Origin of the sequence: Corynebacterium tuberculostearicum (assembly GCF_046097465.1) — a bacterium.
GTDB lineage: Bacteria > Actinomycetota > Actinomycetes > Mycobacteriales > Mycobacteriaceae > Corynebacterium > Corynebacterium tuberculostearicum_I.
Genome location: NZ_CP175799.1, coordinates 2,294,787 through 2,318,489 on the forward strand (window position 1 = coordinate 2,294,787; position 23,703 = coordinate 2,318,489).

Here is a 23,703-nt window from a genome sequence, read left to right on the forward strand (position 1 = left end):
CCCCCACAGGCTAATACCTATGTGAGTTGTGGCATACTATCCGCACGTGTGAGACACGCCACCCAACTGCCCATGAGGAGACGCACACCATGAACTCTCTAGTCCTCGCCATCATCGGCATTGCGATGATGGGCGCCGGCTATCTGCTCTATTCCAAGTTCCTAGGAAAGGGCATTTTCCGGCTATCCCCGAACTACTCCACCCGGCCCACACCATGGAAGACGGCGTGGACTTTGTGCCCACCAATAAATACGTCCTGTGGGGCCACCACTTCACTTCCGTGGCGGGCGCCGCGCCCATCATTGGTCCGGCCGTAGCCGTCATCTGGGGCTGGGTTCCGGCGTTTCTCTGGGTCACCCTCGGCACCGTCTTCTTTGCCGGCATGCACGATTTGGGTGCACTGTGGGCGTCACAGCGCCACAAGGGCCAGTCCATCGGCACTTTGTCTGGGCGCTACATTGGCAAGCGCGGGCGCAATCTATTCCTCATCGTCATCTTCCTGCTGCTGTTGATGGTGAATGCGGCCTTCGCCGTGGTCATTTCGAACCTGCTGGTCTCCACCCCTACGGCTGTAATCCCCACATGGGGCGCCATCGTCGTCGCACTGCTTATCGGCCAGGCCATCTACCGCCTGAATTGGAACCTGCCGCTGGTCTCCATCGTGGGCGTTGTCGCGCTCTACACATTGATGATCATCGGTGACCGCGTGCCTGTGGTCCTACCAGATACGGTCCTGGGTATCCCCGCTAACGGCGTGTGGATCATCTTGTTATTCATCTACGCCTTCATCGCTTCGCTGCTGCCGGTGTGGGTGTTGCTGCAGCCGCGCGACTACATCAACGGCCTCCAGCTCTTTGTGGGCCTGGCCATCTTGTACGGTTCCTTCCTCATTACCCGCCCTTCGCTGGCCGCACCGGCGCTGCGCGATAACGTGCCGGACGGTACCCCGGGCATCTTCCCGCTGCTCTTTGTCACCATCGCCTGCGGCGCTATCTCCGGCTTCCACGGCGTGGTGGCCTCCGGCACCTCGTCCAAGCAGGTGGATAAGGAAACTGACGTGCGCTTTGTGGGGTACTTCGGCGCCGTGGGCGAGGGCTTACTCGCGCTGGGCACCATCATCGCCACCACCGCGGGCTTTAAGTCCCTGCAGCAGTGGGAGGAGATTTACTCCGAGTGGAATGCCGGCGGCGTGGAGGCCTTCGTGCACGGCGGCGGCGCGCTCATGAACGAGGGCATGGGTATTCCTGCGTCCCTCTCCGGCACCATCTTGGCCACTATGGCCGTGCTCTTTGCCGCTACCACCATGGACTCGGGCGTGCGTCTGCAGCGCCTAGTGGTGCAAGAAATTGGCGAGATCATGGGCGTGCGCATCAAGGCCTTGGCCGCCACCGTCATCGCGGTGGGCTTGGCCTTCGGCCTGACCTTCTCTGCCGGCGCGGATGGCTCCGGCGGCATGACCATCTGGCCGCTCTTCGGCACCACCAACCAGCTCATGGCGGGCCTTTCCTTGGCCATCGTGGTGGTCATCCTTACCCACCTGCGCCGGCCGACGTGGCCGGTGGTCATCCCGCTCATCTTCGTTACCGCCATGTCACTGTGGGCCGCACTGCTCCAACTGAAGTCCCTATTTACCAGCCAGAATTGGCTTCTGTTCTGCATGGACGTCATCATCGTGGTCGCCGCTATCTGGGTCATTGTGGAAGCCGTCGGCGCCATCTCCCGCGCCCGCAAGGAGACCCCGCTGGAGTGGACCGATGATGACCTTGACGCCCCGCTGCCCGAGCATGCTCGACAAGCTTAAGGCACTTGCGGCCGGGCTCAATGAGTACTACCAGGCCCCGTATCGCACCAGCTTTGCCAAGGCCCGGCAGCAAGAAGACGATCTCTTCTTGATGCTGGTTGCCTCGGAGGCGCTCGGCATCCCCAACCCCGCCAGCTACTACACCCTGGAACTTTTGCCGTTGGTCTATGAGGATTTCCACGCCTGGCATACCCGCATGGGAATGGATAAATCCCCGCTGGAGAATATTCAATGTTGTTAGAGACCGCACCCATCATGTTCTTTGGCGGCAAGGGCGGGGTGGGCAAGACCACCTTGGCCACCGCCACCGCGCTGCGCCTGTCCCGCAATCACCGCATCTGCCTGGTGTCCACGGACCCGGCGCATAACCTGGGGCATATTTTTGGTGCCTCGCTTGGCGACGCCCCCTCAGACCTCACCCCTACCCTGTCCGCCATCGAGATCAACCCTGCGCGCGCGACCGAGCAGCACCTAGCGCAGGTAGGGAACTCGATGCGCCGCTTTATGCCCGAGCACCTGCACGGTGAGGTGAAAAAGCACCTCGACCTAGCCCGGCAATCGCCCGGCACGCAGGAGGCGGCGCTATTGGAGCGCATAGCGGCGCTCGTAGTGGAGGAATCTGACTTTGATTACCTCGTCTTCGATACCGCTCCCTCTGGCCACACTTCGCGGCTGATGGCCTTGCCGGAGATCATGGCCGCCTATACCGATGGGTTACTCTCCCGGCGCGAGAAATCCGATAAATTCGGCTCGCTGGTGCGCGGGATGTCTAACGGCAGCGGCGCGGATAATGACCCCGTGGACCGGCGCAATCAGGAAATTCGCGCCACGCTTTTCCAGCGCCGCGAGCGCTTTGCCCAGCTGCGCACCGCGCTTACCTCCCCGCGTACCGTATTCCACATTGTGCTCACCGCCGAGCGCCTGCCCGTGCTGGAATCTGCCGAGTTCCATGCGGATCTTACGAACAACGGTGTGCGGGTGGGGTCCATGCTGGTTAACCGGCGCACCCCGGCCGGCCAAGGCGAGTTCTTGGCCGCCCGGCGCGCCGCCGAGGATGAGGCGCTCGCACTCCTGCGCACTCAGCTGCCTGATACCCCAGTGCGCGAGGTTCCGTGGTTGCCGGAGGAAGTGGGGACTCCGGGGGCCGTCGGCAAGCTGGCGGCCTTTCTTTAGCTCCACCCGCCCGCGCCGCTGTGGGCTCGGGTCTGCTAAAACCGAAACTATGACTTTGCTCACCAACGAATACCTATCCCACTTGCGCGAGGAGGCCGCGGCCGATTCTCGGCTGCGCATCGCCCGCAACGCCATCACCAATGTCGGGGCGGCTAAGGCGGCCCTAGACCGCGACCGTATTACGGCGCTCTACCCCACCACCGAGGTCAAGCTGGATAGCTTGGGCGTATCGGACCAGAAGCGCTCGGGCCGCTGCTGGATGTTCGCGGCGTTGAACGTCTTCCGTCACCGCGCGGCCAAGGAACTCAATGTAGATAGCTTTGAATTTTCCTTCACCTACCTGCAGTACTTTGACAAGCTCGAGCGCGCCAACCTGGTGCTCAACCAGCTGCTGGATAAAAAGGACGCCGGCTGGGACGAGCGCACCGTCGCCGCGGTGCTGGACCACGCGGGGGCCGATGGCGGCTGGTGGTGCTTCTTTAGCAACCTCGTAGCCAAGTACGGTGCCGTGCCTGCCGAGGTCATGCCGGAGGTACGCTCGTCTGGAAATACCGCAGAGATGAACCGCGATCTTGCCACCGTGGTACGCCGCGCCGCCGCTCAGGACGGACCGCGCGAGGACATCATCGCCCAGGCACGCACCGATTTCCACCGTATCCTGGCCATCCACCTAGGCACCCCGCCGGAGGAATTTACCTGGGCGTATCGCACCAAGGACGAGCAATTCGTGCGGCTGCACTCCACCCCGCGCGAGTTTGCCGATAAGTACCTGCCGCACCTAGACGAGTACGTGGTGCTGGCCGATGACCCCCGCTCCACCAACCCCAAGCATCGCGTATTCAGCAGCGCCGATGAAACCAATGTCCTGGGTGGTGCACCGCAGGAGTACTTGAACGCAACCGTGGAAGAGCTCAAGGAGACCGCCAAGCGCAGCCTGGCGGCCGGCGAGCCGGTGTGGTTTAGCTGCGATGTCAACCGCCAGTTCTCCTTCCTCAACGGTGTGTGGGACGAAGGCCTAGTAGATACTGATGGCCTCTACGGCATCGATTCCTCCATGAGCAAGGAGGAACGATTTACCTCCGGCGAGACCGCGCCCACCCACGCGATGGTGCTCACCGGCGTCGATGGAGACCGCGCCTGGCGCGTGGAAAACTCCTGGGGTTCTAAGCCGCCGCGCAAGGACGATGGCGAGGATGTACCCGGCAAGGGCTTTGCCACCATGGCCGATGCCTGGTTTGACCAAAACGTCTTCCACATCGCCGTGCGCAAGGAGCACCTGAGCGACGAGCTGACCCAGGCCCTTACCAACGAACCAATTGAGCTCCCCCTCTGGGACCGGATGAACTAAGGAGAATCGAGAAATGACAGAGATTAAACCGAACGAGGTTCATGCCGCCACTGCCGAGCTCACCAGCGATGCCACGCTGCGCCTGGTGCGCAATGGGGTGGCTCAGGAGGGCGTCGACAAGCTCAGCCTCGACCGTGAGCAATTGCGCAGCCTCACCCCCGTGACCAGCCATAAGCTAGATTCCTGGGGCGTGGCCGACCAGAAGGCTTCGGGCCGCTGCTGGATTTTTGCCGGCCTCAATTCCCTGCGCGGCGGCCTGATGGACAAGGCCAAGCTCAAGGATTTTGAACTTTCCCAGACCTATATTTACTTCTTTGACAAGCTGGAAAAGGCCAATTGGTTCCTCACCGCCATGGCTGAGCTCAAGGAGCGCGATATTACGGACCGCACCGTAACCAAGCTCATGGATGATCCCATCGATGACGGCGGCCAATGGTCCATGTTCGTCGCCTTGGTGGAAAAGTACGGTGTGGTGCCGCAGTACGCCATGCCGGAGACCGCGTCTTCCGAGGCCACGGCGATGCTTAACCGCAACCTGCAGACCGTGCTGCGCCGCGCCGCCCACCGCATCCGCAGCGGCGAAGAGGGCGCGCATAAGCAGGCGCTTGCCGACGTCTACCGGATCCTCACCGCCAACCTAGGCCTGCCACCCGAGGACTTTGTGTGGCAGTACCGCGATAAGGACAATGAGTTCCACCGCGCAGGCACCTATACCCCACAGGAGTTTGCCCAGGAATACCTGCCGGCGGACCTAAGCGAGTACGTGTGCGTGGTCAACGACCCGCGCAATGCCTACGGCGAGCTCTACACCGTGGAGTATCTGGGCAACGTGGCTGGAAAGCGCGTGACCTATTTGAACGCGCCTGTGGAGGTGCTGCGCGTGCCTCCATCGAGGACGGTCAGCCGGTTTGGTTCGGCTGCGATACCGACCAGCAATCCGATGATGAGCACGGCGTGTGGGCCAAGCACCTGCACGATTATGAGGCCTTCTACGGCGTGGAGATGGATCTGGACAAGGCGCAGCGTTTGCGCCTGCACGAGTCCCTCATGACCCACGCGATGGTCTTTACCGGAGCCGATATCGCAGACGATGGCACCGTCAATCGCTGGCGCGTGGAGAATTCCTGGGGCCCGAAGAAGGCCGATAAGGGCTTTTGGACCATGGCCGATGACTGGTTCGACGAGTTCGTCTTCGAAATCGCCGTGCACCCCTCCCGCCTGCCGGAGCAGTACCAAGCGGCATTGCAGTCCGAGTCCGTCACCACCCTGCCGGCCTGGGATCCGATGGGCGCGTTGGCGCGCTAAGCCTGCGGCACGCTAAGACTGCGGCGTGCCAAGGCGGCGCACATAGAGCATGCACTCCAAGTCGCGGTCCTCGTTGACCGCGATGGTGCGCTCGCCCACCTGAGTGAAACCGCGGCTGTCATAGAACTGATACGTGCAGCCGTCATCGGTAAACAAGTAGACATTCTTTCCCTCATGACGGGCTTCAAAGGCCTCGAGCAGCGCCGTGCCCACGCCGCTCACGCCGGAATTGGGGTCGGCAACGAGGAAGCCGATTTCGCCATCAATGGGGTGCTTACCCAAGTACTTGAGCAGCATGTCCTGATTGGCGGCATCGTAGTCATCGCGGTGGCCGCCCGGGCGCAGGTTATTAAAGATGTCCACCGCGTGAACAAACGCCTTGCGCCACCACGGATACGGCAGCGCGGGCTTGCCTTTCATGGAGGCTAATAGCACGCCGAGGAAGCGGTCGCCATCGTAAGCCGCCAAGATATCGGTGGCCTTGGCGCGCTCTAAATCCCAAAAGTAGCGGCCATAGGCGCGCTCGAAGCGCGGGCTCTTCACAAACCAGTGCAGGTGCATGCCCTCGATGGCAAAAGAAATAGCTTTGGGCTCATCGCGCGGGTCAAGGTCGCGGATCTGGATATCGGTCATTAGTCCTCCGATGGCTGCTGAGAAGCGGTACCCTGCGCGCGCTGTTGCTCGCGTTGTTGCTCACGCTCGAGCTCGGCCTTGGCTTCGTGCTCTTCAATATTATTAAAGCCGATGCCCAGCGGCAGGCCCACATTGTCGATGAGGCGGACACCGCCGATGTTCGCGGCGACGAGCAAGCGGGCATCACCTTCCTCAGGAGGCATGCCGAGGTCGCGGCCGCGCACCTCGAGGTAGTCCGGCTCAACGCCTGCTGCGCGCAGGACTTCCGCGGCAACCTCGCGGACCTTCTCCGCACCGGCTTCGGCGGCATGCGCACCGGCGGTCAGCGCGGCGGATAGGGCCGCAGCCTGGTCGCGGGAGTCGGCCGGGACGTTGGTATTGCGCAGGCTCATCACCACGCCATCGGGCATGCGTACGGCGGGCACGCCCTGCACGCGGACACCCAGGTGGAAGTCCTGAACCGCGTGGTGGATGGTGAGGAGGAGCTCGTAGTCCTTTTCTCCGAGGAGGACGTCGGTAGGCGAAAGCGTCAGGATGAGCGCAAGGTACAGCGAGAAATCCTCGCTGAGGTCCGGCTCGAGGGCGGTCGAGGCGTCGGCCGGAGCTACGGCAATGCGGCGGCCATGCGGCCACAAAGTTTGTGGCGAGTAATCCCAGACAATATCCACGCCCTCGGCGCGCAGGAGCTCAAGATCCTCCTCGTGCGGGGACTGCAGGGCCACGACGGTAACCGCGCCGCGGATGTGCTTGGCCGCGCGCACCAACGCGATATGGCCGGCGTGCACGCCGTTGGTCAGCGGCACGAAGGCTACCGGACGGCCAGTCTTATGAAAGGCGCTTCCGACCATGCGGATGCGCTCAATCTCGCTGATAACGGTGGCGTTTCCCAGCTCTAGGCTCATCGGCTCTCCTCCTGTAAGGCCCACATTTCCAGCTCCTCGCGGCCGTCTACCTCACCTAGGCGGCGGGCAACCTCCACGTAGCTGCGGCGCAGGCCGGGGTCGGTGGCACCGCGATAGGCGGCGATGATTTCTTCGGTGTCCATGTCCTCACCCACCATGGGCTTTTCCTCTGCAGAGGGGAAGAAACGAGCATCGACCGCCGCAGAGATGTGCAAGCGCCGCAGCATCTCGGCGTAGTAGGCACGGGCGGCAAAGGCAGGACGTTCGGCATCGGAAAGCGCGACGGCTTCGCCGCGGAACTCGGTGATATTGAGCTCCACTACAGTCTCGCCCAGCTCGTCCAGGGTGGTCACAGCCCAGCGCATGAGTGCAAATGGGGCGAGTGCCGCAACGACACAGCCGCGGGTTTCTAACGGATCTAGCACTTGGACACCGCGCGAGAGGCAGGTGTGGAACACGATAAGCCCGTGGTGGACGTGGGGTTCAAGAAGTTCCACGGTGGCTTCTAAGCGGGCATCGCCCACGGCGATGATGAGGGCCTCAAAAGAGGCAAGTTCGGCCGGGTCCGAGAGCATCTGCACCTCATGGCCGGCGCGTTCCATGGCATTGGCCAAGGTAAATCCGGCCAGGCTCCGGCCAAAAAGGGCTACCCGCATGCGTGGCGGGCGCATTTATTTATCCTTCTTCTTCGCCTGGGCCAGCAGCTCGGCCACGGATACCGCGCCCTCGCGCTTATCGTCGCTGCGGCGGCGGCCACGGGAATCGGGCTCATCGGCGGCCGCGCGGTGATGGGAGCGGGCTGCCTTCTGGCGCACCGGCTCGGACTTTTCTGGGGCCACGTGCTGACCGGAGCCCGGGTACTCAGCACGCTCATCGCGCTGTGGTGCCGGCTGCTGCGGGATGTCCTGGGTTTCGTCATTGGCCGTGGTGGCAGCCTCTGGCTTGCGATGGCTACCGTGGTGCTCGCTGGCCGCGGACGTGCGGGTATTCTTCAGGGAATCATCGCCGCCGGTATCCCAGCGCACGGCCTGGAAGCCACCAGTATTGAAGGTGGAGGCACCAGAAGCCTTGCCGGAGTTGCGCTGCGCACGAGTCTTTTCGCTGATGATGTCATTGAGCGGGTTGGACTCGGCGTGCGCCGCGGACGGCTGGTTGCCCAGGCGGCCGGCGATGGCATCGGCGGACGGGGCGCCGGAAGAGGACTGGGTGAAGTCCACATTGCCTTCCTCAGAGCCAGGGCGAGCAGCGGCCGCGGTTTGGGCCTCGAGCTGCATGATGCGGCGCGCCTCGGCGTGCAGAGCGGCCGGTTCATAGGTGAAGTTCTGGCCGGAAAGATCTTCAATCTGCTTGCGGATGGAAGCCAGCTCGGTGCGGATCTCATCCAGCAGTTCCTGATCCGGCAGCGGCTGGCCATCGGCTGTGCGGGCCTGCTTGAGCTCGGCGCGGTGAGCGCGCTCCTGCAGCTCCAGCTTGGTCACGGATTCCTCGGCCTGGCGGCGGTAGCGCATCACCAGGAAGAAGCCAAGCACGGCAGCCCACAAAGCGGCGATGAGCGCAATCTTAAGGGCTGCGGCAGAGCCGGAAATCAGCATGACGATGCTGGCTACAACGGCCAACACCACGAGGACGATGAGCCCGGTCTGGCCCAGATCCGGCTTGGTCGTCTTGGCGGGAGTTTTGCTAGAAGAAGAGCGCGGCTCAGTCATGCTCACTAATGTACCGCCTGTACCCCATCTGGTGGGGGCGGGGTCTCACAGTGTCGCTCTAGCCGCAGGCCAGCAGCAGCCATCGCGAGGCCACCGAGCGCGGAGGCAATGACGCCTACGAGGTCATCGGAAGCTGCCGCGAGCGTACCGGCGTTGGGAATGACGTAGACGGCAATGCCGGCATAAATGCCACCCACGATGGAACCCGTCCATGCCGAGGCCTTTCCTACCAGCATGAACTGCGTGATGGTCATGGGGTTGAGCTGCGAATTATCCAGGCCGATGCCATGCTCGTCCTCGGTGGCTTGATCCACCTTCCAGGTCAGCGCCACACAGATGACGGCCATGAGCCACAGCGTGGCGGAGACCGTTACCGGGATTTGCAGCATGGAGCCATAAAAGCGCGTAGTGAGGATGGCCGCGGCGGCGGCAAAGAAGACCCCGGTGCCAATGAGGGCACCCAACGAGGTCCGTTTCATAGCTCCTCCATCATGCCCAGCCGGCGAATATCGGCGCGCTCTTTCGGGTCGAGTGCTGCCACCCGCTTGGCGACGCCCTCCCCACTCAACCTAGCACCACCATCGGCCGCCAACCAGGGAATCAGCACGAAGGCGCGCTCGTGGGCATAAGGATGCGGGACGATAAGCTCTGGGTCATCGGAGGTGTATCCCTCGATGTCCACGATGTCTACGTCCAGCGTGCGCGGTCCCCAGTGGCGCACGCGCACCCGCTCGGCGGCCTCTTCGAGCCTCTGCCCGCGGCGCAGGAGCTCCTTGGGTGACTCGTCCACATCCACAATGAGCACGGCATTGAGGAATTCATCCTGGTCCTTTACTCCCCACGGCGGGGTGGCATAGACCGGCGAGGCGGCGACAATGTCGCCGGCGAATTCCTCGAATACCGTGCGCAAAAGCTTCACGCGGTCATCCATATTGGATCCGATGGACAGCACCGCCCGCATTAGAGGGTCCTCGCGTGCTTGCGGGAACGGCGGGCGACCACCGCAACGTCAGCAAAAGTGCGCGGAATCGGTGCCTGCGGCTTGTGGAGCGTGACCTCAACGGCGTGCAGGCCCTCAAAGGTAGCCATGATGGTATCGGCTACCTCGCTGGCAACGGTCTCGATGAGGTCGCGGGCGGGGCCTTCGATTATATTCGCGGCGACGTCGGCAAGCTCGGCGTAATTGATGGTCTTGGTCAGATCATCGGTGGCGGCGGCCTCGGCGAAATCGGACCAGCAGGTGATGTCCACGATGAAAGGCTGGCCGGTACGCTTTTCTTCCTCAAAGACGCCGTGGTAGCCAAAGCATTCCAGGCCGGTGAGTTCGATGCGGTCTGCCATGATTTACTCCTCAGGGTTGCGCGGTAGGGCGGTGGATTTCATGGTTCCATTGCCATCAGCGCCATTGCTATAGCTGCCGCTGGCATTGGCCCCGCCCTTGTAGCCATCGCCGGCGTTCCAAGCCGCGGCCACATCGACGGCGTCGCGGGAGACGGCGACCTCGTGCACGCGCACGCCCCACGCGCCCATCTGGGCGGAAATGGCGGTCACGGCCGCAGTCGCGGGATCGGCCAGCAGCGGGCTGGATTCCACGCCACGGTCCTCACGGATGGCGGCGAGGAAGCGCTTGCGCGAGGCTCCCACCAGCATGGGGAATTCGGCGTCGAGGAACTCCGGCAGGGCCTTGAGCAGCGCCCAGTTATCCTGCGGGGTCTTAGCAAAGCCCAGGCCCGGATCGAGCACGATATTATCGCTGCGCACGCCGGCCGCCAGCGCGTTATTCGCCAGGCGCTCGAGGGTCTCATGCACATCGCGCACCACATCGCCGCCGTGGTTGGCGCTTCCGGCCGCGGAACCAAAGGCACCTTCCTGCAGCGTGCGCCAGTGCATCAGGCACACGGGCACGCCGGCCTCGGCCATCGCGCGATACATCTCCGGATCAGCCAGGCCACCGGAGACGTCATTAATCATGTCCACACCGGCCGCTGCCGCCGCGCGGGCCACCGAGGCGCGCATCGTATCCACGGAGGTGCGGATGCCCAGCTCGCTCAGCGTCTTAATGACGGGAACCACGCGGCGCTTTTCGACGTCCGCCTCTACCCGCACCGCACCCGGCCGGGTGGACTCACCGCCGACGTCAATCATGTCAGCGCCCTGCGCCACGAGTTCGCGGGCGTGGTTGATGGCGGCATCGACGTCCAACCACTTACCGCCATCGGAGAAGGAATCCTCCGTGACGTTGACAATGCCCATCACCAGCGTGCGGTTGGCGATGCTCAGATCCGATACCGAGGTTGCCTGCTGCATGGCGTGCTCCTTCTCGCTTTCGTGGTGAACCGGGGGTTTAGCTGCGAATCAGGCTGAGCACCTCGGCGCGGGAGGCGGCATTATTTTTGAAGCCGCCGCGCACCGCGGAGGTGGTCGTCGTCGCCCCCGGCTTGCGAATGCCGCGCATGGCCATGCACAAGTGCTCGCACTCAATGACCACGATGACGGACTGCGCACCGAGGACCTCCACCAAGGCGTCCGCTACCTGCTGGGTAAGGCGCTCTTGGACTTGGGGGCGCTTAGCGTACATATCCGCCAGGCGAGCAAGCTTGCTCAAACCGGTGACGTGGCCGTCTTTGCCCGGGATGTAGCCAATATGCGCCACGCCGTAGAACGGCACCAAGTGGTGCTCGCAGGTGGAATAAATGGGGATATCGCGCACCAAAACCAATTCTTGGTGGTCCTCAGCGAAGGTCTTGTGCAGGACCTCGGTCGGGTCCTCGTGCAGTCCAGCGAAGACCTCGCGGTAGGCGCGGGCCACGCGGGCCGGGGTTTCACGCAAGCCCTCGCGGTCAGGGTCCTCCCCTACCGCAAGGAGCAGCTCACGCACCGCTGCCTCCGCCCGGTCTTGGTCAAAGGCGGCGCGAGCGGGAATGTGATTATCAGGCATTAGTTATCTTCTTGCTTGTCGTCCTCGCGCGCATAGGGGTTCTTGCGGCGATCCTTCTCGTCCCAGCCAGGGGTAAACCACTGGCTGGTCTCGGCATCAGCATCCGCGCCGGCATCCGGCTTGTGGTGCTTTCCCCCACCGGTAGCGGGGCGTGCGGCCGGACGGGCGGATGACTCGGAAGCCGGGGCAGACTGGTCGTCGCGAGCCTGCTGGGTCGGCTGGGCCGACTGGGCCGGCGAGGAGTTCGCGGATTCCTTCGCGGGACCGCTGCCCAGCTCGCGGGCGGTGTCCGGGTCGACGTAATCTCCGGCGTGCTGGCCAAAGTTGAAGCCCACCTCACCCTTCGGCTCTTCGCCGGCGAGGCGGCGCTCGCGGGCGGCCCGGGAGGCATCGAGAAGCGTCATGCGCTTAGGCAGCTCCTCGCCGCGCTCCTTCGCCAGCTCAACCGGGGTCTTCACTGGGGCGTAGCCAATCTGGCGCGGGAAACGATCGTCCTCACCTGGGAAGACGTCGAAGGCCTCGCGCGGCTCGATGCCGTCGAAGATGCGCTCCAGGTCGGGGCGACGCAGGGTTTCCTTCTCCAGCAGGGCCTCGGCCAGCTTATCCAGGTAGTAACGGTTATTGCGCAGGATGTCATAAGCCTGCTCGTGCGCGCGCTCGAGCAGGTAGCGCATCTGCTCATCAATCTTGGAGGCAACCTCATCGGAGTAATCGATGGAGCCGCCGCCACCCATCTGGCTGAAGGGATCGCCCTGCTCCTTGCCGTACTTTACGGTGCCCAGGTCTGGGGAGAAGCCGTACTCGGTGAGCATAGAACGAGCGATCTTGGTGGCGTTTTCAATATCGGAAGACGCACCGGTAGTCGGCGCACCGAAGACCAGCTCCTCGGCCGCGCGGCCGCCCATGGCAAAGACCAAACGGGAGAAGAGCTCGTCACGGGTGTACATGCCCTTGTCGTCTTCCTGGGAGGTCATGGCGTGGCCGCCGGTGCGGCCGCGGGCCAGGATGGTGACCTTGTACACGCGCTCAATATCCTTGAGTGCCCACGCGGAAAGCGTGTGTCCGCCCTCGTGGTAAGCGGTGACCTTCTTCTCGTGCTCGGAGATAATCTTGCCCTGGCGGCGCGGGCCGCCCACGACGCGGTCGGTCGCCTCTTCCAATGCGTCATAGGTAATGACGTTGCCGCCGATGCGGGCGGTCAGCAATGCGGCCTCGTTGAGCACGTTGGCCAGGTCCGCGCCGGACATGCCGGCGGTGCGCTTGGCCAGCTGCGCTACGTCAACCTCTTCTGCCAGCGGTTTATTCTTTGCATGCACGCGCAGGATCTGCTCGCGGCCGGCCAAGTCCGGGTTGGTGACCGGAATCTGGCGGTCGAAGCGGCCCGGGCGCAGCAGCGCCGGATCGAGGATGTCCGGGCGGTTGGTGGCGGCGATGAGGATTACGCCTTCGCGATCACCAAAGCCGTCCATTTCTACCAGGAGCTGGTTGAGGGTCTGCTCGCGCTCATCGTGGCCGCCGCCGGTGCCGGAACCGCGCTGGCGGCCCACGGCGTCAATCTCGTCCACGAAGATGATGCAGGGGCTATTTTCCTTCGCCTGCTTGAACAGGTCGCGCACGCGGGAGGCACCCACGCCGACGAACATCTCCACAAAGTCAGAACCGGAGATGGAATAAAACGGCACTCCGGCCTCGCCGGCCACGGCGCGGGCAAGCAAAGTCTTACCGGTACCCGGAGGGCCATAAAGCAGCACGCCGCGCGGAATCTTGGCACCCAGTTCGTGGTAGCGGGTGGGGTCTTCCAGGAAGTCCTTGATCTCCTGCAGCTCGTCCACGGCCTCGTCCGCGCCGGCCACGTCCTCGAAGGTATTGGTGGGCATATCCTTGGTCAGTTCCTTAGCCTTGGAACCACCGATGCCAAACATGCCACCAGCGCCCTGCTGCATGCGGGACATGAGCCAGAAGAGCACGCCGAAGAGGATGATCATCGGCAGCAGCATGCTGAGCATGGAGCCCAGGAAGGATTCCTGCGTGACATTGGTCTGGTACTTCTCGGCGCCGGAATCCTTGACGGCGTTAAAGACCTGCTCGGAGGCGCGGGCCGGGTACTTGGCCACGATTTCCTGCACGCCGTCGCGCTCGTCTACCGTGATTTCATCCTTGAGCTTGATGCGCAGGCGCTGCTCGCGGTCATCGATTTCCACCTCATTGACGTTTTTGTCTTTGAGCTGGGTCAGCGCAACGGAGGTATCCGCTTGCACGTAGCCGCGGGCATCGTTGCTAAAGAAGGTAAAGGCGTACAGCGCGATAAGGATGAGGGCCGCAATCCCGCCGTAGCGAAGAATCTTATTGTTTTTCATTACTGCGCGATTTTAGTTGGTGGTATAGACATCGGGGTGGAGGGTGCCCACGTAGGGGAGATCGCGGTAGCGTTCCGCATAGTCCAAGCCATAGCCGATGACGAATTCATTCGGGATATCAAATCCTACATCCAGCAGATCAATATCAGCCTTGACTACTTCGGGCTTGCGCAGCAGGGTGACCACGTTCAGCGAGGCGGGGTTGCGGCCTTCCAGGTTGCGGATCAGCCACGACAGGGTGAGGCCCGAATCGATGATGTCTTCCACGATGAGCACGTTGCGCCCGGCAATATCGCGGTCCAAATCCTTCAAAATGCGCACCACGCCGGAAGAGGAGGTGGAGGTGCCGTAGGAGGATACGGCCATAAACTCCAGCTCGGAGGGGATGGATAGCTTGCGCGCAAAGTCCGTGAGGAAGAATGCAGCGCCCTTGAGCACGCAGACCAACAGGAGGTCTTGCTCAGAGTCGGCATACTTTTCTGAGACCATATCCGCGAGTTCTTGGACGCGGCTTTGCAGTTCCTCTTCTCCAATGAGGATTGCTTCTACATCGTCACCGTAGCGGTTTGCGGGAACGGCGAAGTCTTTCTTGTCGTGCACGTGTGCGCTCCTTTAATGACCGGACAATAGTGCCAGTTTGCCACCTATACGGGCTACTTCCAACCTCTGCCCCACCTGCCGCGCCGATCGCACGGCCACCGGGCCTTGCCCGTGCCAGTGGGTGCACAGCTTGCCGACGTCCCCCACTCCCTTCCTTGTTACCTCTACCCCCTCGCTGACCAGCCACGCCGCGATCGCCCGCCGGCGCCGCGGTTCCGCCATCGCCGCCAGTTCGGCGCAGTCGGTGGTGGGTGGGGTGCGCAGGGTGGCGTCGTCAAGCGCGGCGTCGCCTGCGGCTTGCGCCAGCGCTGGCACCGCGTCCCCGCCGATGATGCGGTTCAACTGCGGAATGACCTCGCGGCGCAGCGCCACGCGGCGGAAATTCGTGTCCGCGTTCTGCGGATCCTGCCACGCCGAAAGGCCCAGCTCCGCGCAGGCGCCCTCGGTATCGGCGCGGCGCACGTTCAGCAGCGGCCGCACCACGCGGGCGCCCTCCACCTCGCTGCGCTCGCTCATGCCGGTCACCCGCCCACGCAGCGCGCCGAGCAGCAGCGTTTCCGCCTGGTCATCGGCCGTATGCGCCACGGCCACCTCTAGACCTTCGCCCGCGCACGCGGCGGCCAGTGCCCGATACCGCGCCGCCCGCGCGGCCGCCTCCATCGACTCCGCCCCCGCCGCAGCGCCCGCAGCAACGCTTAGCACCCGCGCCCGCGCGCCCAGCGTTCGCGCCTGTTCGGCCGCGCGCTCGGCCTGCGCCCGCGATCCGTCCTGAAGCCCGTGGTCCACGCACAGCGCGAGCACCTCGTGCCCCTCCGCAACGAGCGCCGCCATAAGCGCCAGCGAATCCGCGCCCCCGGAAAGCCCCACCGCCACTGCGTGGTCAAGGCCTGCGGCGCGCACGCCCCGCCGACACGCTAGAAAGTGCGGCGAAACCCGCGGCCAAAAGGGTTTTTTAGAACTCATGCAGTGCAGAAGCCAATGCGTCTTGCGCCTTGCGGGCGGCCAAAATATCGCCGTCATTTACAAGGAAGGCAAAGGCATATACGCGCCCGGAATTGCCCTGCGCGGTGCCGGCCAAGGCCGAGACCCCAGTCAGCGTGCCCGTCTTGGCGCGCACATAGCCCTTGGCCGCGGAATCGCCGTAGCGCTCGTACAGCGTGCCATCGCCGCCGGCCACCGGCAGGTAGGACACCAGCGGGCGCAGGCGCGGATCCTTAACCGCGCCATTAATGAGCTGCGTCAACAGCCCGGCGGTGAGCCGATTGTCCACCGAGAGCCCGGAATTATCCTTAATATCTACGCCCTCGACGTCGAATCCTTGCTCCCGCAGCACCTCGAGCGTGGCCTGCGTATCGCCTTCAAAGCTGGCTTCCTTGCCACGGGACATCGCCAGCTCACGCGCAATGGCCTCGGCCATGACATTATCGGAATGGCGCACCATTTCTCGGGCGCGGTCCGCGAGCGGCGGCGAATCCACACTCGCCACCTCCTGCGCGTTCTCCGCCACAGAGCCCATGCCTACCTTGCCCGCGCCGAGGCGATCGCCTAGCTGCTTAGCCACATCCAAAGCCGGCTCATGGCTCCTCGGCACATCCCCCGTCGTCGCGCCCAGGCGACCACCGTAGAGCATGGCCGGTTCCATTGGCGCGACGAAGCCGCCGTCCACGTTTTCCGGATCCCAGCCCGGGGCCTGCGCCTCGCCGGACCATACGGAGGTATCGATGTAGACGCCATCGACCTGCTCGACGTTTTTCGAAATCTGCTCGGCCAGATCATCGAGCTGCTCATGCGTCATCCACACATCGCCCGCGGCCTTAATAACCACGTTCTTTTCGTTCGACCCACGGTAGACCTTGGTGGTGATTTTCTCATTCTCATCCAGCGCCAACGTCGCCGCCGCTGTGGTGAGGACCTTCGTGGACGAGGCCGGGGTAAGCCGCTTATCTGCGTCGCGCTGCCACACCACGTCACCGGTTTCGGTATCGATCACCTCGCCGCCGAAAGTGGCAAGGTCTTTATTCTTAGCGAGCTCATCCAGCTTCGCGCTCAGCGCATCCAGGTCTGCCTCGCCCGGCTGTGCTGCGCTCAACGGCTCCTCAGGAGCCTCGACCGCTTGCGCCTCCCCGTGCGAGAGATCGCCGTATTCGCGCTGGAGGGTAACGCCCAGCGCAGCCGTACCTCCGACCGCTGCTGCTACCACGAGCGCGGTCGCTGACCACCAAACATGCTTTGCTTTCATTGCCTTTAACCCTAGCGCGAATCCGCAACGCGCTAGACTATGGGCAGTAATTGATACCCAATCCCCCATGGAGGACATCGCTGTGAGCGTTGAAGTAACCATTGAAATCCCGAAGGGCTCCCGCAACAAGTACGAGGTTGACCACGAGTCCGGCAAGGTCTACCTCGACCGTTACCTGTTCACCCCGATGGCTTATCCGGCTGACTACGGCTTCATCGACCACACCCTGGGCGAGGACGGCGACCCGCTCGACGCCCTGGTCATCCTGCCGGAGCCGGTCTTCCCGGGCGTTGTAGTTGAGGCCCGCATCGTCGGCGTCTTCAAGATGACCGACGAGGCCGGCGGCGACGATAAGCTGCTCGCCGTCATCGATGACCCGCGCTGGGAGCGCTACCAGGACATCAACGATGTGGAGCAGCACATCAAGGACGAAATCGAGCACTTCTTCGTCCACTACAAGGACCTGGAGCCGAACAAGGAAGTCACCGGCTCCGGCTGGGGCGACAAGGCCGAGGCAGAGAAGATCCTCGAAGAGGCTAAGGCTCGCTTCAAGTAAGCGCTTCTGCCGCACGCTAACGGCGGCACTGTGAAGGTTCGTTTCCGCAGACGGTGGGGACCGAAGAGGTTTCCCACCGCGCGCCGAAGCGTACCTTTCGCGTTTTCCGACTAATCACTGTCGTTCACGGTACATAGTGGCGAAAAATAGCGTGTTTCGGGGCGTTATTTGCCGTGAACGTTAAAGGCACCTGTGGACGAAAACCGCGCCTTAGAAGCCACAATGGGAGGCAAGCCAGCCGTCGAGCTCAGATTCCGGAGCATCAGGAGCGATGGGGTCCTCGATGAACTCCTCACCTGTGCACGCCTTGTCCTTGGCAGTAGTGAGCATGAGCGAGCGGCCGTCCGGGTAATCCAGCACCACGTTGGCGGAGGCGTAGCCGGCGGTCGGCTCGCCGAAGGTGCGCACGTTGTCCAAGCCGCGGAAGGTCAGGAGGATGGCTTCGGCGGAGGAGGCGGCATCGAGGAGCTCCGCGTTGGTCGGGTCCTCTTTCAAAGCCTCGCGGGCGCGCTGAAATTCTTCACTCTCGCCATAGATTCCGGTATACGCTGCGGTATCCACCACCGCGGTGTTGATGTGTTTTTCGCTGGCGTTGAAAAGAAAATAGGGCTAGCCCAGCAGCGCCCCGCCATAGGAGGGGCCGAGGAAGTACACGGCGGCGAACACCGCGATAAAGGCAACGCTGAAGAGTCCGCCAAGAATTTTCAGTACAGTTTTCATTCTTTTTTCATTCTTTTCGACCTCCTGTGCGCAGCACGTAGCCGCGCAACGGTTCAACAAGGACAATGGCAAGAAGCGTGACCACCCAGCCCACCGCCAGGAAGCCGAAGGCCATAAGCAGGCGAGCGCTCACATCGACGTCGCTTTGCTCGACGTTGGAGAAGAACATCAGCGAAGCAATTCCGCCGCCGAAGAGAAAACCGAAGGAGCTCAAGGCCACGACCGGCCCCATGACGGTCAGCGCCCCGGAGCGGAACTGAAAGCCGCGCGGCACGCCCATCAAATCCAGAGAGCGGATGAGCTCCTTGTCCTCGAAGATGCCGGAAACCTGACCCAGGATGATGGACATGGTGGTCAACGTGAAGCCGAAGACGAGGGTTAGTACAACGCCAGTGGAGATGTCCTTGAACACCACGTTCATCCCGGGATCTTCTTCGAGCACCGAGGCCAAGGCATCGGAGCCCAGGGGCGCGGCGACGAGGAAGCCGGCCAGGTAGCCGAAGAAGCCGATGGCAGCGCTGCGCCGCCATGCCGGGCGGGCATTGCCCGCCACGCGCTTGCAGGCCACGAAGTGCGCGGTTCCGGGGAGGAGGGAGAAGACGTGCGCGCCCAGCTGCAGGATGAAAGGCGCGATGAGGTTGATGCTCATCAGCATGCCAAACATGACCACGATGACCATCGCGGTGGGCGGGCCCGCCTTGCCCGTGAGGAACACGCCGCCGACTGCCACGATGATGAGGAAGACGATGGCGCGCCACCAGCGGTAGGCCGCGGGCATCTGGCGTTTGGCCACGCCCAGCGGGCTCACCCGCACGCGGCGCATGCCGTACAGTGCCGCGCCGATGGCCAGGAGGAAGAGCACGCCGGCCACGGCTATATATCCCCACCAGGGCAGCAGAATCTCTGTCAGGTCAATGGGCCGCATTTGGAAGTCCAGCTGGGTAAAGACCGGTGCGACGAGTAGGCTAATCAGCCCGCCGAGCACGATGCCGATCACCGCCTGGAGGCCGGTTTCCACAATGGCCATGCGCTCCACCTGGCGGGAGCTTAAGCCCAGCAGGCGCAGGGTGGCTAGGCGCTGCTCCCTTCCGGACGCACCCAGGACGGCTGCTTGGGCTGTGAGGTTAAACAGCGCCGGAAGAATGAACGCGCAGGAAAAGAGAGCCAGGGCGAACCAGGGATAGAGGAAGGCCTCCATCTCGTTGCCAAAGGCCTCCTTGAGTGCCGGGGCGGCATCCTCGACGTGCTGGGCGCGCTGCCAGAACATCCAGGTACCACCCGCAACGAGGAAGGCGATGGCGGAGCCAATGGTCAAGCTCACAATCGCCAGCATCGAGACGATTCCCGTGCCTGAGCGCGCGCGAATAGATTCGCGCTGCAGGTCCATAACTAGGGTCGCGGTGTTCATCGAATCACCCCAAGGCGGCGGTCGTCGTGAATGATGCCATCGCGAATCTCCACGCGGCGCTGCATCCAATCGGCCACCTTCGGGTCGTGCGTGACCATGACCAGGCTCGCCCCGGCCTGGCGCACGATGGTGGTGAGCATCTGCATGACCTCGTGGCCGGTGGACTGATCCAGCGCACCAGTCGGCTCGTCGGCGAAGACAACGCCCGGGTTCGCCACCAGCGCACGCGCGATGGTCACGCGCTGGGCCTGGCCACCGGAGACCTGCGCCGGGCGACGGTCCGCCAGGCCACCCAGGCCCAGCTGATCTAAAAGCTCCATCGCGCGCTTGCGGGCTGCACCCCGCCCCATACCGTTGAGCATGGCCGGCAGCGCCACGTTATCCACGTTGCTGAGCTCCGGCAGGAGCTGACCATCCTGGAAGACGAAGCCGAAGTTGCGCAGGCGGGTGCGGGAGCGGGGGGCGTCGGAAAGCGCGGAGAGCTCCTCGTCCCCGTAGCGCACGCTACCGTGCGTGGGGGTGAGCACACCGGACATGCAGTGCAGGAGCGTGGACTTGCCGGAGCCAGACGGCCCCATGACGGCCACGAGCTCGCCCGGTTCAATGTCGAGGGAAATTCCGGCGAGCACCGGGCCGCCGCCGAAGTCCTTGGTGATGTCTGTCAGGGAAAGTGTCTGTGCCATGTCTCTCATTCCACCGTGCTGGGCCCGCGGAAAGAACAGCCCTAGCGTTGCTCTTTAAGGTAGTGCCAGCACTACCCCTGTAGTTCGGGGCGCCCGATATGCTGTGAACCGTGTTCCGAAAGAAGCCCCAACCCACCACGCACGAGCAGCAGCAGGCGCAGCAGATTGCGCAGCTCACGACCTCGCGCCGCGCCATCGCGGACGCCTACGAGGTCGAGCGCGCCCGCATCGAGCGCGACCTGCACGACGGCGCGCAGCAATACCTCGTGGCCGCGAGCATGAAGTTGGGCGAGGCTCTTCTCGACGCCCCCGCTGGCCTCACCGAGCTCCTCACCGCCGCAAAGCAGGACGTGGACCGCGGCCTGAATTCCCTGCGCGCCACGGTGCACGGTATTCACCCACAGGTGCTGCAGGATCACGGCCTGGTCGCCGCGCTTGCCGACGCCGCCTCCTCCCACGGCCCCCACGTCAGCGTCTTCGCCCCGCATCCTCTGCCTGAGCTCTCCGCCTCCGTGCTGGCCTGCGGCTATTTCTTCGGCACGGAAGCTTTGACGAATGCGGCCAAGCATGCGCCGGGCGCGCCGGTTTCGGTGCTGGTGACCTCGGACGATTCGCTGCGCATCACCGTGGTGGATGAGGGCCACGGCGGCGCACAGGTCGTCCCCGGGCACGGCCTGGCGGGGATGGCCGAGCGTCTTGCTGCCTTCGGCGGAGAAATGTCTTTGTCCTCACCGCCTGGCGGCCCGACCCGGGTGGCCGGGTCCATTCCCCTTCTTCTCGATCGCGGACAGCCAGGAGTGTAAAAGATGAGCTTAAGAATTGTGGTAGCGGATGACTCCGCCATTCTGCGCGAGGGCCTAGCCGGCCTGTTGGAGCGCCGCGGGCACTCTGTAGTGGGCCAGGCTTCCTCTGCTCCTTCGCTCGAGGCTGTGGTGGATAAACTGCGCGACGACCTGCCGGACATCGTCATCACGGACGTGCGCATGCCGCCGGGCATGGGCGACGATGGTTTGAAAGCCGCCGTGAATTTGAGAAACGCCTACCCGGGCCTGCCCGTCATGGTGCTCTCCCAGTACGTAGCCCCTGCATATGCGGTGGAGCTCTTCGACTCCCCCGAGGCCGGCACCGGCTACCTTTTGAAGGACCGTGTCTCCGAGGTGCGCGACTTCCTGGCCAGCCTGGACGTGGTGGCCCAGGGCGGCACCGTCATCGACCCCACCGTGGCTCAAGCTCTCATGAGCTCCGGACGCAGCGGCTTGGGCGAGCTCAGCCCGCGCGAGCGCGAGGTTCTCGAATTAATGTCCCGCGGCAAGTCCAACAAGGACATCGCCGCCGAGCTCGTTTTATCCGCCGCCGCGGTGGCCAAGCATGTCTCCAACATCTTCACCAAACTTCGCTTAGACCCCAGCGAGGACAACCGCCGCGTCAAGGCGATTCTGGAGTACCTCTCCGCGCACCGTTAAAACGCGCACGCAGGCCTGCGCGGGGCCAGCGCCGTGTGCGTGACTTTGACCCCATGCGCCACCAAGTATCGCCGCGGGCAGCCCGCACGACGCTCACGGTAAATAGAGCGCGAACCCCCAATTTCCGACGCTATTTACCGTGAACGACATCGACTCCTCACACGAACCGACGATTTAAGTGCCACAGCCAGATCCGCGGCTTGCACCTGCGTGCTCTCCGCCAGAATTCGTTCTTCAACACGACGAATCACGCGGTCCTTCGCATCCAAATTCTGAGCAGTCGTGGCCTAACTTTCTGGCCGGTGTGTGCTCTGATTCAGCAAGGTGCGAGTTTTAACCTTCACAAGGTTGAGATTCCATAGTCGGGCCTCATCGACCATAGCGAATTCGGTGGTGTCCTCATCCGAGATGTCGACTTCAATGGTGACAGCCTTGTCTGCGGAAGAAATGATGGTGTAGTTAAGCCCTTCAAGCCTGTCAATTAAGGTAGTGACCGCTTCGCTAGCCGGGGAGACCGTGCCCGAAAGCGCAGTAGCAAAACCAACGAGCTTTTTCTCATCGGGTACTTCATCGCCGCTGTCGATGAAGCAATATTGTTGAATTGGCGATCCATCCTCTGCAGGGGCGATGGAATGATCTTCCGCTGAACCAACTTTCGTAACCGTAAGCATCCCCGTGACGTCCTCAAACGCTAGCTGCTCGCGTGGACTGCGGTTATTGCAGGCAAAGTGAATGGTGTCGCCTTCCCTCTTGGTGATAACAATCCCTGAATCGCCAGTCATGCATTCATAGCCAGGTTCGACACCTTCCTTGTAACTATGGAGGTATTCGTTAAAAACACTGAGCCAGTCTGACTTTTGTCCGGTTCGCAGACGAAAGCTTGCGCTATTGCTAACGCCATCGGTAAGACGAATGCTGTTTTCTGTCTCATTATCAAACAGTACGAACTCAGCGCTATAGGTCCTAAGCCTCATTGCAGTGGGAGCCGTCTCTTGGCGAACTTCAAACTCGAGGTTGACAATATATTCGGTGTGAGGCTCCAAGCTCACCTCGATATCGCCTTCAATGGTTATGCCATCGATTTCAAGCGTGCCTTGGCGACGCTCTGTACGCAATGCTGACAGACTTTGCATCAAAAATTTCCCTTTCAAATCAGATGAATGCTGAAAACGTGGTGGAAAAGACCCACTCTCGCCATAAACAGAAAGCCGTACCGTAGGCTGTACGCCACTCTAATCACGACCAAGACAGGTTCGCCTGAATTCATCTCAGTTGCCGCTGGAAATTGATGCCCTGCGCACATCCGCCGCGGATGCCAAGGACTTGATCCAAGGCATACTTTAAGCCTCGCTTACAAGGGGTTAAGCGCTGAAGCAGATAACCATTTGGACTACAAGTCTGGCGGGACAAGAGCTAAAGCTGCTGGAACAGGCAATTGACTCAACGGGCCGGGCACACAGTTTTCGCCGCGCCTGGTTGCTCACGGCTCTTCTCGGACGCGGCACGCGGAGCAGCATAAGGACCTATGCGTGACTAGGGTATGAGGCATGAAAAACGTTCAACCAACTGAAGTACCCGAAGGCGCTCAGCTCATTGATGTCCGCGAGAATGATGAGTGGGCGGTAGAGCGCGCGAAGGGCGCGACCCATATCCCGATGAGTGAGATTACGGGTCGCATCCAGGAAATCGACCCGGACAAGGACATTTACGTCATCTGCCACGCGGGCGGCCGCAGCATGCAGGTCTGCCAGTATCTGGAGCATGCGCTGGGCTGGGACACCATCAACGTCGATGGCGGCACGGATAAGTGGAAGGCTGCCGGACTTCCCATCGAAACGGATTAATTGGCCTTAACCAATCTTTTGGGATTA

The 23,703-nt window shown here is 62.7% G+C and carries 24 protein-coding genes and 2 pseudogenes; 9 read left to right on the top strand and 17 right to left on the bottom strand.

The window, feature by feature from the left end; all coding sequences use genetic code 11:
* Window positions 1–89: 89 nt before the first annotated feature.
* From ACKFRX_RS10855 to ACKFRX_RS10875, 5 genes and pseudogenes are all read left to right on the top strand, one after another.
* A pseudogene (locus ACKFRX_RS10855) lies at window positions 90–1,801 on the top strand (carbon starvation protein A).
* Window positions 1,785–2,042 carry a cory-CC-star protein gene (locus ACKFRX_RS10860; RefSeq protein ID WP_408927835.1) on the top strand — a complete coding sequence of 86 codons (258 nt, stop codon included), beginning with the start codon at window positions 1,785–1,787 and terminating at the stop codon, window positions 2,040–2,042. Before ACKFRX_RS10855 ends, ACKFRX_RS10860 begins: the two are co-directional and overlap by 17 nt.
* Window positions 2,033–2,974 carry an ArsA family ATPase gene (locus ACKFRX_RS10865; protein WP_408927836.1) on the top strand — a complete coding sequence of 314 codons (942 nt, stop codon included), beginning with the start codon at window positions 2,033–2,035 and terminating at the stop codon, window positions 2,972–2,974. The genes ACKFRX_RS10860 and ACKFRX_RS10865 overlap by 10 nt, the downstream gene beginning before the upstream one ends.
* A 49-nt stretch (window positions 2,975–3,023) precedes the next feature.
* The gene (locus ACKFRX_RS10870; RefSeq protein ID WP_408927837.1) at window positions 3,024–4,322 is read left to right on the top strand and encodes an aminopeptidase C; all 1,299 of its coding nucleotides are present in this window, start codon (window positions 3,024–3,026) and stop codon (window positions 4,320–4,322) included.
* A gap of 13 nt (window positions 4,323–4,335) precedes the next feature.
* Window positions 4,336–5,627, top strand: a pseudogene (locus ACKFRX_RS10875) (aminopeptidase C).
* Between the two features lie 12 nt (window positions 5,628–5,639).
* Here the strand turns inward: ACKFRX_RS10875 and ACKFRX_RS10880 are convergent.
* From ACKFRX_RS10880 to dacB, 13 genes are read right to left on the bottom strand one after another with little or no spacing between them, the layout of a single operon-like run.
* Window positions 5,640–6,260 carry a GNAT family N-acetyltransferase gene (locus tag ACKFRX_RS10880; RefSeq protein WP_408927838.1) on the bottom strand — a complete coding sequence of 207 codons (621 nt, stop codon included), beginning with the start codon at window positions 6,258–6,260 and terminating at the stop codon, window positions 5,640–5,642.
* On the bottom strand, window positions 6,260–7,162 hold the full coding sequence (locus ACKFRX_RS10885; protein ID WP_408927839.1) for a pantoate--beta-alanine ligase: 903 nt from the start codon (window positions 7,160–7,162) through the stop codon (window positions 6,260–6,262). Before ACKFRX_RS10885 ends, ACKFRX_RS10880 begins: the two co-directional genes overlap by 1 nt.
* Window positions 7,159–7,833, bottom strand: coding sequence for a hypothetical protein (locus tag ACKFRX_RS10890; RefSeq protein WP_179386991.1), 675 nt, complete (start codon window positions 7,831–7,833; stop codon window positions 7,159–7,161). Before ACKFRX_RS10890 ends, ACKFRX_RS10885 begins: the two co-directional genes overlap by 4 nt.
* Complete coding sequence (locus ACKFRX_RS10895) at window positions 7,834–8,868, bottom strand: DUF6779 domain-containing protein (protein ID WP_408927840.1); 1,035 nt, start codon at window positions 8,866–8,868, stop codon at window positions 7,834–7,836.
* Between the two features lie 5 nt (window positions 8,869–8,873).
* Window positions 8,874–9,347, bottom strand: coding sequence for a DUF3180 domain-containing protein (locus ACKFRX_RS10900; protein WP_408919592.1), 474 nt, complete (start codon window positions 9,345–9,347; stop codon window positions 8,874–8,876).
* Window positions 9,344–9,829 (bottom strand): 2-amino-4-hydroxy-6-hydroxymethyldihydropteridine diphosphokinase, encoded by a 486-nt coding sequence (gene folK / locus ACKFRX_RS10905; protein WP_408919591.1) that lies wholly within the window; start codon window positions 9,827–9,829, stop codon window positions 9,344–9,346. Before folK ends, ACKFRX_RS10900 begins: the two co-directional genes overlap by 4 nt.
* Window positions 9,829–10,209 carry a dihydroneopterin aldolase gene (gene folB, locus ACKFRX_RS10910; protein WP_408919590.1) on the bottom strand — a complete coding sequence of 127 codons (381 nt, stop codon included), beginning with the start codon at window positions 10,207–10,209 and terminating at the stop codon, window positions 9,829–9,831. The genes folK and folB overlap by 1 nt, the downstream gene beginning before the upstream one ends.
* A 3-nt stretch (window positions 10,210–10,212) precedes the next feature.
* Window positions 10,213–11,175 carry a dihydropteroate synthase gene (gene folP / locus ACKFRX_RS10915; RefSeq protein ID WP_408927841.1) on the bottom strand — a complete coding sequence of 321 codons (963 nt, stop codon included), beginning with the start codon at window positions 11,173–11,175 and terminating at the stop codon, window positions 10,213–10,215.
* A gap of 37 nt (window positions 11,176–11,212) precedes the next feature.
* Entirely contained in the window at window positions 11,213–11,806 is a 594-nt protein-coding gene (gene folE, locus ACKFRX_RS10920; protein WP_005325658.1) for a GTP cyclohydrolase I FolE, read from the bottom strand.
* The gene (gene ftsH, locus ACKFRX_RS10925) at window positions 11,806–14,163 is read right to left on the bottom strand and encodes an ATP-dependent zinc metalloprotease FtsH (protein ID WP_408927842.1); all 2,358 of its coding nucleotides are present in this window, start codon (window positions 14,161–14,163) and stop codon (window positions 11,806–11,808) included. Before ftsH ends, folE begins: the two co-directional genes overlap by 1 nt.
* A 12-nt stretch (window positions 14,164–14,175) precedes the next feature.
* Window positions 14,176–14,763, bottom strand: coding sequence for a hypoxanthine phosphoribosyltransferase (hpt, locus tag ACKFRX_RS10930; protein WP_250408972.1), 588 nt, complete (start codon window positions 14,761–14,763; stop codon window positions 14,176–14,178).
* A 12-nt stretch (window positions 14,764–14,775) separates the two neighbouring features.
* Entirely contained in the window at window positions 14,776–15,663 is an 888-nt protein-coding gene (gene tilS / locus ACKFRX_RS10935) for a tRNA lysidine(34) synthetase TilS (RefSeq protein WP_408919587.1), read from the bottom strand.
* 52 nt (window positions 15,664–15,715) lie between these two features.
* Window positions 15,716–17,002: a D-alanyl-D-alanine carboxypeptidase/D-alanyl-D-alanine-endopeptidase gene (dacB, locus tag ACKFRX_RS10940; protein ID WP_408919586.1), complete on the bottom strand. Its 1,287-nt coding sequence runs from the start codon at window positions 17,000–17,002 to the stop codon at window positions 15,716–15,718.
* An 82-nt stretch (window positions 17,003–17,084) separates the two neighbouring features.
* Between dacB and ACKFRX_RS10945 the strand changes: the two genes are divergently transcribed.
* The gene (locus ACKFRX_RS10945) at window positions 17,085–17,558 is read left to right on the top strand and encodes an inorganic diphosphatase (protein ID WP_200435783.1); all 474 of its coding nucleotides are present in this window, start codon (window positions 17,085–17,087) and stop codon (window positions 17,556–17,558) included.
* A 210-nt stretch (window positions 17,559–17,768) separates the two neighbouring features.
* Here the strand turns inward: ACKFRX_RS10945 and ACKFRX_RS10950 are convergent, their stop codons facing one another.
* The 3 genes from ACKFRX_RS10950 to ACKFRX_RS10960 all read right to left on the bottom strand — a co-directional run bounded on the left by ACKFRX_RS10950 (window position 17,769) and on the right by ACKFRX_RS10960 (window position 20,369).
* On the bottom strand, window positions 17,769–18,122 hold the full coding sequence (locus ACKFRX_RS10950) for a S41 family peptidase (protein ID WP_408919585.1): 354 nt from the start codon (window positions 18,120–18,122) through the stop codon (window positions 17,769–17,771).
* Window positions 18,123–18,285: 163 nt separating this feature from the next.
* On the bottom strand, window positions 18,286–19,686 hold the full coding sequence (locus tag ACKFRX_RS10955) for an FtsX-like permease family protein (RefSeq protein ID WP_408919584.1): 1,401 nt from the start codon (window positions 19,684–19,686) through the stop codon (window positions 18,286–18,288).
* Window positions 19,683–20,369: an ABC transporter ATP-binding protein gene (locus ACKFRX_RS10960; protein ID WP_408921856.1), complete on the bottom strand. Its 687-nt coding sequence runs from the start codon at window positions 20,367–20,369 to the stop codon at window positions 19,683–19,685. The genes ACKFRX_RS10955 and ACKFRX_RS10960 overlap by 4 nt, the downstream gene beginning before the upstream one ends.
* 110 nt (window positions 20,370–20,479) lie before the next feature.
* On the opposite strand from ACKFRX_RS10960, the gene ACKFRX_RS10965 reads away from it, so the two are divergent.
* Both ACKFRX_RS10965 and ACKFRX_RS10970 read left to right on the top strand, forming a co-directional pair.
* Window positions 20,480–21,172: a sensor histidine kinase gene (locus ACKFRX_RS10965; RefSeq protein WP_408927843.1), complete on the top strand. Its 693-nt coding sequence runs from the start codon at window positions 20,480–20,482 to the stop codon at window positions 21,170–21,172.
* A gap of 3 nt (window positions 21,173–21,175) precedes the next feature.
* Window positions 21,176–21,832 carry a response regulator transcription factor gene (locus tag ACKFRX_RS10970; protein ID WP_005325645.1) on the top strand — a complete coding sequence of 219 codons (657 nt, stop codon included), beginning with the start codon at window positions 21,176–21,178 and terminating at the stop codon, window positions 21,830–21,832.
* A gap of 287 nt (window positions 21,833–22,119) precedes the next feature.
* Here ACKFRX_RS10970 and ACKFRX_RS10975 read toward each other — a convergent pair whose 3' ends face one another.
* Window positions 22,120–22,965: a hypothetical protein gene (locus ACKFRX_RS10975; protein WP_408927844.1), complete on the bottom strand. Its 846-nt coding sequence runs from the start codon at window positions 22,963–22,965 to the stop codon at window positions 22,120–22,122.
* A gap of 414 nt (window positions 22,966–23,379) precedes the next feature.
* On the opposite strand from ACKFRX_RS10975, the gene ACKFRX_RS10980 reads away from it, so the two are divergent.
* Complete coding sequence (locus tag ACKFRX_RS10980; protein ID WP_005325643.1) at window positions 23,380–23,676, top strand: rhodanese-like domain-containing protein; 297 nt, start codon at window positions 23,380–23,382, stop codon at window positions 23,674–23,676.
* The last annotated feature ends 27 nt before the right edge of the window (window positions 23,677–23,703 follow it).